The sequence below is a fragment of the Streptosporangium carneum genome (genome assembly GCF_027922005.1).
GTDB classification, from domain to species: Bacteria; Actinomycetota; Actinomycetes; order Streptosporangiales; family Streptosporangiaceae; genus Streptosporangium; species Streptosporangium carneum.
In genome coordinates this window covers 50,544-65,493 of record NZ_BSEV01000033.1, presented here as the reverse complement: position 1 = coordinate 65,493, position 14,950 = coordinate 50,544, and the positions used below count along the sequence as shown (strand labels likewise).

General features: G+C 70.4%; 16 protein-coding genes. 10 read left to right on the top strand and 6 right to left on the bottom strand.

Translation table 11 applies throughout. The features are described from left to right. Nucleotides 1–2 precede the first annotated feature (2 nt). The 6 genes from PKF00_RS39040 to pqqE all read left to right on the top strand — a co-directional run bounded on the left by PKF00_RS39040 (nucleotide 3) and on the right by pqqE (nucleotide 4,518). Nucleotides 3–899, top strand: a complete 897-nt coding sequence (locus PKF00_RS39040) for a RecB family exonuclease (protein ID WP_271222786.1) — start codon at nucleotides 3–5, stop codon at nucleotides 897–899. Between the two features lie 297 nt (nucleotides 900–1,196). Then, entirely contained in the window at nucleotides 1,197–1,352 is a 156-nt protein-coding gene (locus PKF00_RS39035) for a hypothetical protein (RefSeq protein ID WP_271222785.1), read from the top strand. Between the two features lie 19 nt (nucleotides 1,353–1,371). Beyond that, the gene (pqqB, locus tag PKF00_RS39030; RefSeq protein ID WP_271222784.1) at nucleotides 1,372–2,286 is read left to right on the top strand and encodes a pyrroloquinoline quinone biosynthesis protein PqqB; all 915 of its coding nucleotides are present in this window, start codon (nucleotides 1,372–1,374) and stop codon (nucleotides 2,284–2,286) included. Further along, complete coding sequence (gene pqqC / locus PKF00_RS39025; RefSeq protein ID WP_271222783.1) at nucleotides 2,283–2,969, top strand: pyrroloquinoline-quinone synthase PqqC; 687 nt, start codon at nucleotides 2,283–2,285, stop codon at nucleotides 2,967–2,969. The genes pqqB and pqqC overlap by 4 nt, the downstream gene beginning before the upstream one ends. Then, complete coding sequence (gene pqqD / locus PKF00_RS39020; RefSeq protein ID WP_271222782.1) at nucleotides 2,966–3,229, top strand: pyrroloquinoline quinone biosynthesis peptide chaperone PqqD; 264 nt, start codon at nucleotides 2,966–2,968, stop codon at nucleotides 3,227–3,229. The genes pqqC and pqqD overlap by 4 nt, the downstream gene beginning before the upstream one ends. Next, complete coding sequence (gene pqqE / locus PKF00_RS39015; protein WP_271222781.1) at nucleotides 3,226–4,518, top strand: pyrroloquinoline quinone biosynthesis protein PqqE; 1,293 nt, start codon at nucleotides 3,226–3,228, stop codon at nucleotides 4,516–4,518. Before pqqD ends, pqqE begins: the two co-directional genes overlap by 4 nt. 133 nt (nucleotides 4,519–4,651) lie before the next feature. On the opposite strand, the gene PKF00_RS39010 is transcribed toward pqqE, so the two are convergent. Further along, nucleotides 4,652–5,524: an alpha/beta fold hydrolase gene (locus tag PKF00_RS39010; RefSeq protein WP_271222780.1), complete on the bottom strand. Its 873-nt coding sequence runs from the start codon at nucleotides 5,522–5,524 to the stop codon at nucleotides 4,652–4,654. A 112-nt stretch (nucleotides 5,525–5,636) separates the two neighbouring features. Continuing rightward, nucleotides 5,637–7,550: a DEAD/DEAH box helicase gene (locus PKF00_RS39005; protein ID WP_271222779.1), complete on the bottom strand. Its 1,914-nt coding sequence runs from the start codon at nucleotides 7,548–7,550 to the stop codon at nucleotides 5,637–5,639. Between the two features lie 367 nt (nucleotides 7,551–7,917). Here PKF00_RS39005 and PKF00_RS39000 point away from each other — a divergent pair, with 367 nt between their 5' ends. Then, nucleotides 7,918–8,568, top strand: a complete 651-nt coding sequence (locus PKF00_RS39000; RefSeq protein WP_271222778.1) for a ferritin-like fold-containing protein — start codon at nucleotides 7,918–7,920, stop codon at nucleotides 8,566–8,568. Nucleotides 8,569–9,016: 448 nt separating this feature from the next. Here the strand turns inward: PKF00_RS39000 and PKF00_RS38995 are convergent, their stop codons facing one another. The 3 genes from PKF00_RS38995 to PKF00_RS38985 all read right to left on the bottom strand — a co-directional run bounded on the left by PKF00_RS38995 (nucleotide 9,017) and on the right by PKF00_RS38985 (nucleotide 10,252). Beyond that, entirely contained in the window at nucleotides 9,017–9,247 is a 231-nt protein-coding gene (locus PKF00_RS38995; RefSeq protein ID WP_271222777.1) for a DUF3107 domain-containing protein, read from the bottom strand. 90 nt (nucleotides 9,248–9,337) lie between these two features. Beyond that, entirely contained in the window at nucleotides 9,338–9,967 is a 630-nt protein-coding gene (locus tag PKF00_RS38990; RefSeq protein ID WP_271222776.1) for a TetR/AcrR family transcriptional regulator, read from the bottom strand. Nucleotides 9,968–10,027: 60 nt separating this feature from the next. Next, entirely contained in the window at nucleotides 10,028–10,252 is a 225-nt protein-coding gene (locus tag PKF00_RS38985) for a hypothetical protein (RefSeq protein WP_271222775.1), read from the bottom strand. 198 nt (nucleotides 10,253–10,450) lie between these two features. On the opposite strand from PKF00_RS38985, the gene ku reads away from it, so the two are divergent. Then, nucleotides 10,451–11,407, top strand: a complete 957-nt coding sequence (gene ku, locus PKF00_RS38980; RefSeq protein WP_271222774.1) for a non-homologous end joining protein Ku — start codon at nucleotides 10,451–10,453, stop codon at nucleotides 11,405–11,407. A 667-nt stretch (nucleotides 11,408–12,074) separates the two neighbouring features. Here ku and PKF00_RS38975 read toward each other — a convergent pair. Continuing rightward, on the bottom strand, nucleotides 12,075–12,422 hold the full coding sequence (locus PKF00_RS38975) for a hypothetical protein (protein WP_271222773.1): 348 nt from the start codon (nucleotides 12,420–12,422) through the stop codon (nucleotides 12,075–12,077). Nucleotides 12,423–12,708: 286 nt separating this feature from the next. Here PKF00_RS38975 and PKF00_RS38970 point away from each other — a divergent pair, with 286 nt between their 5' ends. Then, the gene (locus PKF00_RS38970) at nucleotides 12,709–13,632 is read left to right on the top strand and encodes an alpha/beta fold hydrolase (RefSeq protein ID WP_271222772.1); all 924 of its coding nucleotides are present in this window, start codon (nucleotides 12,709–12,711) and stop codon (nucleotides 13,630–13,632) included. 80 nt (nucleotides 13,633–13,712) lie between these two features. Further along, nucleotides 13,713–14,894, top strand: a complete 1,182-nt coding sequence (gene moeZ / locus PKF00_RS38965; RefSeq protein ID WP_271222771.1) for an adenylyltransferase/sulfurtransferase MoeZ — start codon at nucleotides 13,713–13,715, stop codon at nucleotides 14,892–14,894. The last annotated feature ends 56 nt before the right edge of the window (nucleotides 14,895–14,950 follow it).

Here is a 14,950-nt window from a genome sequence, read left to right as displayed (position 1 = left end):
TCATGGACCAACTGCCCTTGGAGGGCATGCCGCGGCGGCTGTACTCCTGCACGCCGTCGCGGTTGAACGCCTGGCTCGACTGCCCCAGGCGTTACCGGTTCACCTACCTGGACCGGCCTTCGCCGCAGAAGGGCCCGCCGTGGGCGCACAACAGCGTCGGCGTCAGCGTGCACAACGCGTTGGCGGGCTGGTGGCGGGAGCCGTACGAACGGCGGACTCCGGCGATGGCGGGCATCCTGCTCGCCAACGGGTGGATCGGCGAGGGGTTCCGCGACGCCGAGCAGTCCACCGCGTGGCGTGACCGGGCTCGCGAGATGGTCGTCGGATACGCCGCGGGGCTCGATCCTTCGGACGAGCCGGTCGGCGTCGAGCGCACCGTCGCCACCAGGACTTCCGTGATCGCCGTCTCGGGGCGTGTCGACCGCCTCGACCGGCGCGGCGACGAGCTGGTCGTGGTCGACTACAAGACAGGCCGCCGTCCTCTCACCGTGGACGACGCGCGTTCCTCGCTGGCGCTCGCGGTGTACGCCGTCGCCTCGTCCAAGGTGATGCGCCGCCCTTGCCGCCGGGTCGAGCTGCACCATCTGCCCACCGCCTCGGTCGTCGAGTGGGAGCACACCGACGAGTCCCTGGCGCGTCATCTGAGCCGCGCCGAGGAGGTCGCGACCGAGGCCTCGGAGGCTGACGACGCCTATCGGGCCTGGTCGGGCCCGGCCCCCAAGGGCTCCCGTACGGCGTCCGCCGACCGCAGGCCGCCTTCCGTGCCGCCTCAGGTCGACGCGCTCTTCCCGCCCAGGACCGGCCCGCTGTGCTCCTGGTGCGACTTCCGCAGGCACTGCCCCGAGGGCCTGGCGGCCTCGGGCGACCGGCAGCCCTGGGACGGCCTCGCCGAAGACTGAGGCGCTCGAACACTCTCTTCGTCCCCCCGGGAGCCGTCGGCTCCCGGGGTTTGAGGTCTGGGGCACGCATGTCCGGAACATGGCACCCAGAGCATGGCGCGTGTGATGCCCTGGTGCTTCTCGACCCGAATTCATCGGATGAAATATGTATCAAAGGTGGTAGATTATTATATTTGTGACCAATAACGCGGAATAGGTCCGACGTAATTGCCGCGAACCATTGACGAATGTAGTGATTTCGGGTCATAACGGTTGTGACCCAAACCGCGCGTCATATGGAAGGCGGGTGCACGGCTCATGGCGGAATCCAAGGAGCAGAGCGCGAAACAACCCCTCCGGACCCACGGCAGGCAGGTGAGGAGCCGGGGCGAGGAGACCACCTGGCACAAGCCCGGCTACCAGGTCGTCGAGGCGTCGATGGAGATGTCGGCGTACTTCCTGGCCACCAGGTAAGCGAAGGGGGACTCACGCCATGCGACTGCGAATTCTCGGCACCGCGGCGGGCGGTGGCGTCCCCCAGTGGAACTGTGCGTGCCCCGGATGCACCGGGGCACGCACCCATCCGCGATGGCGGCGGAGCCACGCGTCGCTGGCCGTCGAGAATCACATCGTCAACGCCACTCCTGACATCGCCGAGCACATCGAGTCGTGCGAGTGGCTGCGTCCGGGCCCGTCCCCCGTCCCCGATCCGTCCCCCGGCCCTGTCCCGGCCGCCGGCCCCGACGCGGGGCGGACACGTGTCATGCGCGTGATCCTCACCGACGCCGAGCTCGACCACACCCTGGGGCTGCCCCGGCTGCGCGAGGCCGACGAGCTGGAGATCATCGCCACGCCCGTGGTCCGCGAGGCGCTCACGCGCGGGCTCAGGCTGGAGGAGGTGCTCTCCCCGTACGCCGAACTCCGCTGGCGTGACCTGACGCGGGACGGCCACGTGTCTCTCACCTGCGGGGTGCGGGTCCAGGCGGTGCCGGTCTCCGACAAACGGCCTCGCTACGCCGCGGGAGACGCGCCCGCCCCTGACTGGGTGGTCGCCCTGCGGTTCACCGATCCGGCCACCGGCGGGACGTGCCTGTACGCCCCCGCCTTCGGTGTCTGGTCCGCGCGGCTGGAGGAGGCCATGGCCGAGGCCGACTGTGTGATCGTCGACGGCACCTTCTGGGACGACGAGGAGCCGCGCCGTACCGGGATCTCCTCCCGCACCGCCACCGAGATGGGGCACCTGCCCATCGAGGCGACCGCCGAGCGGCTCGCCCGGCTTCCCGGGCGGTGCCTCTACACACATCTGAACAACACCAACCCCCTCGTCGACCCGGACGCGCCCCAGCACAAGAGGCTGGCCGAGCTGGGCGTCGAGGTGGCCGCCGACGGAATGGTGATCGAGCTTTGAACGCCGAATCCTGGACACCCGCCGAGTTCGAGGCCCGCCTGCGGGCCGTGCCCGAGGCGCGTTACCACCACCTCCACCCCTTCAACGTGCGCATGCACGCCGGAGAGCTGACTCAGGAGGAGATCCGCCGGTGGATTCTGAACCGCTTCCACTACCAGCGGCACATCCCGATCAAGGACGCGCTCATCCTGGCCAAGCTGGAGACGCCCGAACTGCGCCGCCTGTGGATCCGCCGCATCCAGGACCATGACGGCAGGCGCGTGGGCGAGGGCGGCATCGAACGCTGGCTCCGCCTGGGCGAGGCCGCCGGCCTGGACCGCAAGGTCCTGCTGTCCGGTGAGGGCGTCCTGCCCGGCGTACGGCTCGCGGTCGAGGGATATGTGAACCTCTGCAGGCTGGGAACGCCTCTTGAGGCCGTCGCCGCGTCGCTGACCGAGCTGTTCGCGCCCGACATCATGCGGACCAGGATCGCCGCCTTCGAGCAGCACTACCCCTGGCTCGACTCCGAGGGGCTGCAGTACTTCAGGGGCAGGATCAGCCAGGGACGGCAGGACAGCGGCGAGGCGATCGAGCTGGTCCTGGAGTGGGCGCGCGGACGGGCGGAGCAGGAGCGGGCGGTGGCCGCGCTCGCCTACAAGTGCGACGTGCTGTGGGCGCTGCTCGACGCCGTGGACCAGGCGTGACGACCGGCGCGTGGCGGCCCGCGGTCGCCCCCGCCGTCATCCTGCGGCACGACCCGGTGCGCGGGACCGACCTGCTGGTCATGCCGGAGCGGATCGTGATGCTCAACGACGAGGCGGCGGCCGTGCTGCGCCTGTGCGACGGCGGCAGGACCGTCACGGAGATCGTCGACGAGCTTCGCGGCGACTTCCCCGAGGCACCGGTCGCCGCCGACGTCCCCGAGTTCCTCGCCCAGGTGCGTGCCGAGGGGTGGGTGCGATGAGCGACCCGGTCGCCACGGGCGAGCAGGCCGTCGTGGCCGACGCCCCGGCGGGCACGGACGAGACCGTTGCCGTGGGCGGCCCGACCGCCACGAGTGAGCAGGCCGCAGCGGTCGGCGCCTCGGGCGGCACGGACGAGACCGTTGCCGTGGGCGGCCCGGCCGCCGCGGGTGAGCCCGCGCCGCCGTGGGCCATGCTGGCCGAGCTCACGCACGGCTGCCCGCTGCACTGCCCCTACTGCTCCAACCCGGTCGGCCTCATCCCGCGCTCCCGCGAGCTCGCCACGGCCGACTGGGTGCGGGTCATGCGGGAGGCCGCCGCCCTCGGGGTCGTCCACGCGCACCTGTCCGGCGGCGAGCCGTTACTGCGGGCCGACCTGACGGAGATCACCGCGGCCGCCGCGCGCGCCGGGATCTACACCCAGCTCGTGACCAGCGGCGTCGGCCTTGACCGGGCGCGGCTGGCGGAGCTGGTCGAGGCGGGGCTGCACAGCGTCCAGCTCTCGGTGCAGGACGCGACGGCGGCGGCCTCCGACCTCATCGCGGGAACCCGCTCCTTCGCCGCGAAGGAGAAGGCCGCGGAGCTGGTTCGCGAGACGGGGCTGCCGCTCGGCCTCAACGTCGTGCTCCACCGGCGCAACCTCGACTCCGTCGACGGGATCGTCGAGCTGGCTCTGAAGTGGGGGGCGGAGCGCGTCGAGCTGGCCAACACCCAGTTCTACGGCTGGGCGCTGCGCAACCGGCGCGCGCTGCTGCCCACCCGCGACCAGTTGGCCCGCGCCAAGGAGAGCGTGGAGCGGTGGCGTGAACGCCTTGAGGGCGTCGAGCTGATCTGGGTCGTCCCCGACTACTTCGACGGCGTGCCGAAACCGTGCATGGGGGGCTGGGGGGCGATCTCGCTGACCGTCGGCCCCGACGGCTCCGTCCTCCCCTGCCCCGCCGCCTACGACCTGCCGCTGGAGTTCCCGAACGTCCGCGACCACTCGCTGGCGTGGATCTGGGAGCGGTCGCAGGCGTTCGACGCCTATCGGGGCACGGCCTGGATGAGCGAGCCGTGCATGAGCTGCTCGCGCAGGGACGTCGACTTCGGCGGCTGCCGCTGCCAGGCGTACGCGCTCACGGGGGACGCGCGCCGTACCGACCCGGCGTGCGGGCTCGCGCCCGACCACCATCTGATCACCGAGCTGGTCGAGTCGGCGGGCGAGGGAACACTGGTCTACCGGCGTCCCGAACGGCCCGCGCGCTCTCCCGCCCCCTCCAGAGTCGGCTCGGCCACTCCGGCGGCCGACTGAGCCCCGCCCCAGGCCTCACGACGCCGCAGGCGCTGTCATAAGATCGGGCGTGCTTGTGGCAGGACGGGTTTCGGCTTGGGCGCGCCCACGCCCCGGGACGCCGAAGGCGTCGCCGGGAACGCGGTGAACGCCATCAGCTTCGCAGGCGTGACTCGGCCGCGTTCCAGAAGCGGACGAGCGCCGCCGCCGTCGTCTCCGGGGCGTCGACGGCGGGGGAGTGGGCCGCGCCGGGCACGACGACGCACTCGGCGTTCAGCCTGTCGGCCATCTCCGACTGCGTCGCCGGGGGCCAGCCGTCGTCGTGCTCGCCGAACAGGACCAGGGTCGCGACGCCGACCTGAATGAGCTCGTCGCAGCGGTCGGGGGCGGAGAGCACCTCCCTGGTCATCGTGGACATCCCGATGGGGGAGTTGGCGAACAGGCGCTTGCGCAGGAAGGCGATGATCTCGTCGGGCACCCCGGCGGCCAGGGCCTCCGGCTCCATCCGGGTGTCCCACATCTGCTCGACGCCGACCTGGGGAAGCTCGGCCAGCATCGCCCTGCCCGCGCGCTCACGGGGGCCGACGATCGCGGCGGGGCCGGTGCTCATCAGCGTGTAGGACGCGAACTTGGTGCGGCCGTCGATGACCGCCTCCCGGGTGACCAGCCCGCCGAAGGAGTGCCCGACCAGGTGGATGGGCTCACCCCTGCCGATCAGCTGGGCCAGCACGTCGACGTCGTTGCCGAGCGCCGCGCGCGTGTAGGCCCGGGGGTCGTCGGGGCCGCTCGTCTCGAACTGCCCCCGCATGTCGATCGCGACGACCTGGCGTCCCGACTGGGCGAGCGTCTGCAGGACCGCGATGAAGTCCTCTTTGCTGCCGGTGAGACCGGGCACCAGCAGAGCGGGCCAGCGCTCGGCGACGCCGCTGCCCGGCATCGCCTCCAGCGCGGAGAACGCACCCACCGCCGTGTCGATCCGACGGGCATGGACGCCTGGAGGCAGGGTCAGAAATCGCGGCGTACTCACGTGGCCCCACGATACCTCTCTTGGTGACATGGCTCTGTGCGTCTTGGGACGTGCGTCTCCGGACGCGAAAAGGGGCGCCACCAGTGGTCGCGCCCCTTTCCTCATCGTACGGCTAACCCTGACGGCGAGGGCCCCGCTGCTGGCCCCTGACCGGCGGGCGGCGGCGGTTCTGCGCCCGCTCAGAGGCGGCGGACGGCGCGATCTCGTCGTCGTCGGTCGCCAGGTCGGGCGACTGGAAGATCACCGCGAACGGGCTGGGCGGGATGATCTTCTCCGGCTGCTGCCTGGGCGCGGGCGTCTCGGCGACCGGCTCGTCGTCCCAGTCGTCCGTCGCGGGCTCGTCGTCCCACAGCGGGGCCTCGACCACCGGCTCACGCCTGCGGCGAGACCTGCCGGTCTCCTCGGTCACGGGCTCCCTGCGGGACTGGGCCCCGCTCTCCTCGGTGAGGCTCACCTCGGGGTTCAGACCCGCCTTCCTGGTCCGGCCCCTGCGGGGCGCGGTCTCGGCAGGACGATCGTCACGGAAGTCCTTGTGGGACGTCACATCCACCTCCGGCTCGGCGGGTTCGGCGATCGGGCTCTGGACCTCCCGCGCCGCGACCGGCGCTGAGGAGTCGTCGGTGAGGCGGCCGCCGCGTGAACGGCGACGCCTGGGCTCCTCGGCCTGCGGCGTCTCGGGGACGGCCGCCTCCGCGGGTTCGGCGGCACTGACGGCCTCGGCGGGCTCGACGGCCTCCGCGATCTCCACGCCGCTCCGGCCGCCGCGGGTGCGGCGCCTTTCCCGGGGAGCACGGGCGGGACGCTCGCGGCGCTCCTCCCGCTCCTCGTCGCGGCTCCTGCGGGAACCGCGCGAGCGGACACGGCCCGTCTCGCCGAGATCCTCGACCTCCTCGGCCGCCAGACCCGCCCTGGACCGGTTGGCGTGCGGCAGCACGCCCTTGGTGCCTTCGGGGATGCCCAGCTCGCTGAAGATGTGCGGGGAGGTCGAGTAGGTCTCGACCGGCTCGGCGAAGTCGAGCGAGAGCGCGTTGTTGATGACCTTCCAGCGGGTGATGTCCTCCCACTCGACGAAGGTCACCGCGACGCCGGTCTTGCCGGCCCGGCCCGTGCGGCCGATCCGGTGCACGTAGGCCTTCTCGTCCTGCGGGCAGTCGTAGTTGACGACGTGGGTGACGTCGTCGACGTCGATGCCGCGCGCCGCGACGTCCGTCGCGACCAGGACGTCGATCTTGCCGTTCCTGAAGGCGCGCAGGGCCTGTTCGCGCTGGCCCTGCCCCAGGTCGCCGTGGACGGCCGCGGCGGCGAAGCCGCGCTCCTTGAGCTGCTCGACGACCATGTCGCAGGCGCGCTTGGTCTCACAGAAGATCATCGTGAGACCGCGCCCCTCGCACTGGAGCAGGCGGCCCAGAATCTCGATCTTGTCCATCCGGTGCACGCGCCAGACGAACTGGGTCGTCTGCGGCGTCGCCTCGGCCTCGGCGTCGTTGTTCTCCGCCCGCACGTGCGTGGGACGGTTGAGGTAACGCCGGGACAGCGCGACGATCTCGCCCGGCAGCGTCGCGGAGAACAGCATCGTCTGCCGCTTGGCCGGGATGAGCTTGATGATGCGCTCGATGTCGGGCAGGAAGCCCAGGTCGAGCATGCGGTCGGCCTCGTCGAGGACGAGCGCGTCGATCTGGCCGAGGTCGAGGTGCTTCTGCTTGACCAGGTCGAGCAGACGGCCCGGGGTGCCGACGATCACGTCGACGCCCTGCTTGAGCGCCTCGATCTGGGGTTCGTAGGCGCGCCCGCCGTACACGGTGAGAATCCGCGAGCCGAGCTTGCCGGCGGCCGTCACCAGGTCCTCGGTGACCTGTACGGCCAGCTCGCGGGTCGGCACGACGACCAGCCCGCGGGGCTTCTTGCGGTTCTTCCTGGGCTTGCCGACACGCTGCAGCATGGCCACGCCGAAGGCGTAGGTCTTGCCGGTGCCGGTGCGCGCCTGGCCGATGATGTCCTGGCCGTTCAACGCCAGGGGAAGGGCCATCTCCTGGATCGGAAACGGCGTGGTGATGCCCTCGGTCTCGAGGGCGTCTGCGATCTCTGGTGTGACTCCGAGGTCTCGGAACGTCGTCAGCTTGGCCTGCCTAATCTCCGTTGAAGGCAGTCCTGCCGGGACCGCGGGCGCATAAGTTTCCCCGTGCCGTGTCCTCGCGGAAGGGCTAGCCCTCTCAATGCCATCAGCGACCGCTGCGGCGTCATGCCGACTTCGGGGGCGTCCGGGAGCAGAATCTCCTGGATTAACACAGGGCGGTCGCACTTTCACAGAGCAGTGTACTCGATACCACAACGAGGAACCGATTTCTTCGTATTCCAGCTGAATCGGCAGGCCACTCAACTCATAGGCTGCCTGCATGAGTGATTCCCCTCCCGGCGTCGCCGAGCTGCTCGGCGTGCTCGCCTACGCCGAGCTGACAGCGTTCCTCAGGCTCGCCGAGGACGCCACCCGGCACGCCCCGACACTGACGGACAGGGCCGCGCTCGGTGACCTGGCCGCGACCGAGTACTCCCACTTCCGCCTTCTCCGCGACCGGATCGCCTCCCTCGGGCTCGACCCGGAGGAGGCGATGGCGCCCTTCGCCGGACCGCTGGACGACTGGCACGCCCAGACCGCGCCGGGAGACTGGCTCGAGGCCCTGGTCAAGGCCTACGTCGGCACGGGGATCGCGCTCGACTTCTACCGCGAGGCCGCCGCCCACGTGGACGCGGAGACGCGTGAGCTCGTCGAGGAGGTGCTCGTCGACGAGGGACGCTCCCAGTTCGCGGTCGACCGGGTCGGCGCGGCCATCCAGGAGGACCCCAGGCAGGCGGGCCGCCTGGCCCTGTGGGCGAGGCGGCTGGTGGGCGAGGCGTTGAGCCAGGGACAGCACGTGGTGGCCGCCAGGCCGGAGCTGGCGAGCCTGCTGGTCGAGGCCGCGGGGGAGGACATCACCCGGATGTTCGGCCGCCTCACCGAGGCGCACGGCAAGCGAATGGCCGCCCTCGGCCTGACCCCGGGACCCTGAGGGCGTTCGTTCGCGACGCCTGGCGGCGTTGCGGCACCGGATGTCCGGGAGCCGTGTGCCGTAGGGGCTGTTGTGGGAGAGACGGGAGTGGGCCGGGAGCGAAGCATCCTTGTGAGAGCCACGCGTTGGGGTGCCAAACGGTTGTAACGTGCGAGACATGAGGGCCTCGCGCCGCTACGGCAGTTCCTTGACGAGATGTGGACCGAACCTCTGGACTTCGCGTCCGGTGTTGCGCAGGGGGAGCGCCGACTGTCCGGCGGTCCCCTCGGACGGGCATCACGCCCGTAGATTCCGCCGTCCCCGGGGTTGCGGGTTCGGGGAACGGGACGAACGTCCCGGAGAGTGCTGAGACGCCTCGCCGAGGACGGCGGGCGTCAGGGACGGTCCACGGACCGCGCCATGGCCGATGCGATGCCACGACCTGGCGCGAGCCGGACCGGGTGATCGGTCAGAGGGTGCCGCCGAAACCGACGGGACGCGTCTCCTCCTCGCCGATCTCCACGAAACCGAGTGAGGCGATGGGGACGAGGACCCTGCGGCCCTTGCTGTCGGTGATGGAGAAGATCCCACGGTCGGCGGCGAGGGCCTTGCCGAGCTCCTCCTCGACCTGCTCGGTCGTGAGGTCCGTCTCCACCACGAGTTCACGGTGCACCGAACGCACGCCGATCTTGATTTCCATGTTGCTCCCTTTCGACGAGGGTTGCTCGTCCCATGGTCGCCCCATCGGGGACACGACGCGCCGGTTGATCGCGTCAAGCGAACAGCCGGATCAGTGGTCGGCGGTGGTCCGAGGGAAGCCGGAGATGCCGCGCCACGCCAGGCGGGCGATGAGCTGGGTCGCGGCCTCCTTGGAGATGGAGCCCGCGCCGCTGGTCCAGTAACGCGCGCTGACCTCGGCCATGCCGACCAGTCCGACGCCGAGCAGACGGGCCTCGTCGCTGGAGCAGCCGGTGTCCTCCTGGATGACCTGGCTGATCATCTCGGCGCTCTCGCGCAGGTTGCGCTCGATGCGCTGGCGGACCGGGGCGACGTTGCGCAGGTCGGACTCGAAGACCAGGCGGAACGCCTCGCCCTGGCCGGAGACGAAGTCGAAGAAGGCGCCGATCGCGGCCTGGACGCGCTGCTTGTTGTCCGTGGTCGAGGCGAGGGCGTCGCGGCAGCGGGCGATCATGTCGTCGACGTGCAGGTCGAGCAGGGCCAGATAGAGCTCCTGCTTGCCCGGGAAGTGCTGGTAGAGGACCGGCTTGCTCACTCCGGCGCGCTCGGCGATCTCATCCATCGCGGCCGCGTGGTAGCCGTTCTCGACGAACACTTCCTGCGCCGCGCTCAGCAACTGGCGGCGACGGGCCAGCCGGGGCAGCCGGGTGCCCCGGGGCTTGGCGTCCGGGGTAGTCGTCACGGCGTTCTCCTCGCGGGTGCTCATGCTGTCTCGCATCATCCTACGCGCGGGTAATCCAGGTCAGCGATAATCGTCCTCGTCAAGATCCACGCTGCGGCTCTGCTCGGCCGTGTCCGCGGGATCGGCCTCGGGCGGGATGTGATCAGGCCACTCAGGGCCCTCGTCGCGCACCGGACGGTGCTGCTCGGCCGCGTCCGCCGCCGAGGTCTCGATGCCGAGTTCCTCGGGGAAGGCCTCCTCCGGCTCCTCCTCGGCGCCCTCGCCACGAACATCCATCTCCGACATCCGTCCTCCCTGGCCGTTCCATCGAGAACACCGGACATCGCCCAGCGTACGACCTCGGGCGCCGCCCGCTGAGAAAGGCAGGGCATCGGATCCCCCATGAGGGGTACCTGCCTGATTGGTGAGTGTTTGCACCCGCCCGGTAGTACTTCCGAACGTGCGTGCGAAACTTGATGGGAAGCTCCAAGCCAGGGAGACGTCATGCGGAGCATCTGGAACGGCGCGGTCTCGTTCGGACTGGTCACGATTCCGGTCAGGTTGTACACCGCGACCGAGCAACGCAACGTCACCTTCAACCTGGTGCACCGGGAGGACGCGGGCCGCATCAGGTTCCGCAGGTTCTGCTCCGTCTGCGAGGAGGAGGTCCCCTACGCCGACGTGGCCAAGGGATACGAGCTCCCGACCGGCGACGTGGTGGTGCTGGAGAGCGGCGACTTCGAGGACCTGCCGCTGTCCACCTCGCACCGGATCGAGGTGCTCCAGTTCAGCCCGGCGGACCAGATCGACCCGATCCTGCTCGGCAGGTCCTACTACCTGGAGCCGGACGCCGGGGCCGTGGGCCCGTACGCCCTGCTGCGCGACGCGCTCGAACGCTCGGGGCGGGTGGCGATCGTGAAGGTCGCGCTCAGGCAGCGCGAGTCGCTCGCGACGTTGCGGGTCAGGGACGGGGTCTTCGTGCTGGAGACCATGCTCTGGCCGGACGAGGTGCGTTCCGCGGACTTCGCCTTCCTCGAGGAGGAGGCCGAGGTCAGGCCGCAGGAGCTGAGGATGGCCGAGTCGCTGATCGAGAGCATGGCCGCCGACTTCGACCCCTCGCGTTACCGGGACTCCTACCGGGAGGCGCTCCAGGAGGTCATCGAGGCGAAGGTCGCGGGCAGGGAGGTCGTCTCCGTCGGGCCGCCGCCTGAGCCGGGGCCGACGGCCGACCTGATGGCCGCGCTGCGGGCCAGCGTCGAGGCGGCCAAGAGGGAGCGCCTCGAGGGTGCCCGGGGCGCCCGGGGCGGACGCCCGGCCGCCTCCCGGGGCACGGCGGGCGAGACGGGCGCGGCGGGGGGCTCGGGCCGGGCCTCGGAGACGGGAGAGCCGGCTGGATCGGGCGAGAAGGACGTCGGGCGGGAGAAGGCTCAGGGGAGGAAGAAGACGCCGCGCCCCGCCTGAGAACCGCGCGTCCGAGGGGCGCGTGTCCAAGGCGTCCGAGGGGCGCGTGTCCAAGGCGTCCGAGGGGCGCGTGTCCAAGGCGTCTGAGGGGCACGTGCCCGTCCAAGACGTCCGAGGGGGCGTGTGTCCGAGGGCTGTTCGGCTGAGAGCCGCCTCGCCTGGGAGGTCCGGCCGCGTCCCGGGAGCCGCGTCCACCGGGGAGGTTCGGCCCTTCCTGAGAGTCATGGCACGAGGAGAGCCGTTCTGACACGAATGGCGTCGCGCGGCGTGTCCTTTCCCGCGACGGGAGGCTCCGGTCCGTCCTTTCCCGTGCGCCGGGAGACTTTCGCGTGCCTTCTCCCGCGCGGTGCGGGAATCGGGGAAACACGGCGACGGGCTCCAGGGAATATGGAAATCCCTGGAGCCCTCGCCGGATTCTCACGGATGGTCCATCCCGTGTTCATCCGGAAAGCGAAGTATGCAATTCTGCTCCCGAGTGCCCGCGTCCCCCGTGCGCCTTCGTCCTACGGCGAGGACTCGATCGTGGTGAACGCGGGCACTGTGCCCCTCCGCCATGGGCCAGGAGCTCATTGTGACCGTGGAGCCGGATGCGTGCGGTCCGTGGTGCGACCGCGCGCCGCGATCAGCGTGGAGCGCGCTCCGGTTCGCAGGTCAGACGTCCTGAGAGTTACTGGAGCGGGCCGCGCCCGTCGTGGTCCCGGTCCCTCTCGTTCTCGTTGAAGTTCCTGGCGGCGCCGCCGCCACCGCCACCGCCACCGCCGGCGCCGACGTTGTTGGTGTTGATGATGACGAGCCTGCGGTTGTGACGGTGGTGACGACGCCAGCCCCAGCCCCAGCCGCACCCGCCGCGGAAGCGACGGCCGCAGCCCCAGCTGGTGAAGCCGATGCCGGTCTGGACGGACGCGGTGGGCACGCCTGCGCTGGCCTCCGCGGTGGCCGCGCCCAGGGCGACGACTCCGCCGGAGAGGGCGGTGCTGATTGCGAGCCCTGCCAGAACATTCTTGAACTTGGGCATTGCGTTTCCCCCTTGAAAGGATCGGTTGCCCGCACTCGACATTTTTCGAACTTGGTGAAAAATGTCCCGGATGGCCGTTAACGGGTCATCCTTCGCACTCATGATTTCCGTGTACGTCGTGCACCAAACGGCGATCGGTGGCTTTTACTCTCTCCTTATCTCTTTATTGACGGCGTTGGACTCTTATTAATTGTTTTGATGCGATAAGTCTTTAATGTCGCTTTTGTGCACGAGCTGCACGGCGGGGAGCTATCGTCGGAACGGAGGGCGAACAAGGGAGGAAGGCATGGTTGCCGAGCCGATTCCGAGGTGGCCTGGAGAGCTGGTCGACCTGCCGGTGGGTCAGGGAAAGCAGCGCGTCCATGTGCGGTCGACCCCGCGCGGGCCCGCGGAGACCGCCGTCTACGTGCACGGTCTCGCCGGGTCGGCCACCAACTGGACCGACTTGATGGGCGAGCTGTCCGACGTGGCCAGAGGTCACGCGATCGACCTGCCCGGCGCCGGATACTCGCCGGAGCCGTCCGGCGGCGACTACTCCGTCACCGCTCACGCCCGGACCGTCACCGCGCTGATCGAGCACGTCTCCGACGCCCCCGTCCACCTGTTCGGCAACTCCCTCGGCGGGGCGGTCTCGGTGCGGATCGCCGCGACCAGGCCGGACCTGGTCCGTTCGCTCACGCTCGTCTCCCCGGCCCTGCCCGACCTGCTTCCCCGGTACGGCCCGGCGCGGGTGGCCCTGTCGACCGTGCCCAGGCTGGGCGAGTGGGTCGCTGAGCGGCTGCGGGTCGTGCCCGCCGAGCGCAGGCTCAGCGCCACACTCGGCATGTGCTACGCCGACCTCGCCAGGGTCCACCCGCTGCGCCTCGAGGAGGCGGCCGAGGAGCTCCGCCGCAGGGACGGCCTGCCGTACGCGGCGGACGCGCTGATCGGTTCGGCGCGCGGCATCGTGGCCGAGTACTTCAGGCGGGGCGAGGAGAACCTGTGGCGTCTGGCCGCCCTGGTCGCCGCGCCGACGCTGGTGATCCACGGCCGCCACGACCGGCTCGTCAACCCGCGCATGGCCGCCCGGGCGGGGCGGACGTTCCCGCACGTCAGGCTGGTGCTGCTGCCGGACGCCGGGCACGTGGCGCAGATGGAGCTGCCGGACAGGGTGGCCAGGGAGGCGCGCCGTCTGATGGCGGAGAGCGCCCTTGTCCCGATTGGGGAATGACCGGGGCACCAGACTAGGTTGTCAATGGTGCGTGCTGTGCTAGCCGTACCGTCAAGACCCCCTGAAACGGGAGCAGAACTGTGTCGTTGCCACCGCTGGTAGAGCCGGCAGCCGAGCTGACCGTCGACGAGGTGCGTCGCTACTCGCGCCACCTGATCATCCCCGACGTGGGCATGGCAGGGCAGAAGCGCCTGAAGAACGCCAAGGTGCTCTGTGTGGGCGCCGGCGGTCTCGGCTCCCCCGCCCTGCTGTACCTCGCGGCCGCGGGTGTGGGCACGCTCGGCGTCATCGATTTCGACGTCGTCGACGAGTCCAACCTGCAGCGCCAGGTCATCCACGGCCAGTCGGACGTCGGCCGCCTGAAGGCGGAGAGCGCCGCGGCCAGTGTCAAGGAGATCAACCCGCTGGTCGACGTGGTCGTCCACAACGTGGCGCTGACCACGGACAACGTCATGGAGATCTTCTCCGGTTACGACCTGATCGTGGACGGCACCGACAACTTCGCCACCCGCTACATGGTGAACGACGCGGCCGTCCTGCTGGGCAAGCCCTACGTCTGGGGCTCGATCTACCGCTTCGACGGGCAGGCCAGCGTGTTCTGGGCCGAGCACGGCCCCTGCTACCGCTGCCTCTACCCCGAGCCCCCGCCCCCCGGCATGGTCCCCTCCTGCGCCGAGGGCGGCGTGCTCGGCGTGCTGTGCGCGTCGATCGGCTCCATCCAGGTCAACGAGGCCATCAAGCTCCTCACCGGCATCGGCGAGCCCCTGGTCGGCCGTCTGATGATCTATGACGCCCTGGAGATGAACTACCGCTCGGTCAAGGTCCGCAAGGACCCCGAGTGCGTGCTCTGCGGCAAGAACCCGACGGTCACCCAGCTCCTCGACGACTACGAGGCGTTCTGCGGGGCGGTCTCCGAGGAGGCCCAGGAGGCCGCCTCGGGGTCCACGATCACCGCGGCCGACCTCAAGTCCCTGCAGGACGCGGGCGAGAACATCTACGTGATCGACGTCCGCGAGCCGAACGAGTACGAGATCGTCTCCATCCCCGGCGCCGTGCTCATCCCCAAAGGCGAGTTCATCAACGGCTCCGCGCTGGAGAAGCTCCCGCAGGACAAGCGCATCGTCCTGCACTGCAAGTCCGGCGCGCGCTCCGCGGAGGTCCTGGCGATCGTCAAGAACGCCGGCTTCTCCGACGCGGTCCACGTGGGCGGCGGCGTGCTGAGCTGGATCAAGACGATCGATCCCAGCCTGCCCACCTACTAGACCGATCCGAACGCACGGCCGACGCCCCGCCGAGCCTCACGGCTCCGCGGGGCGTC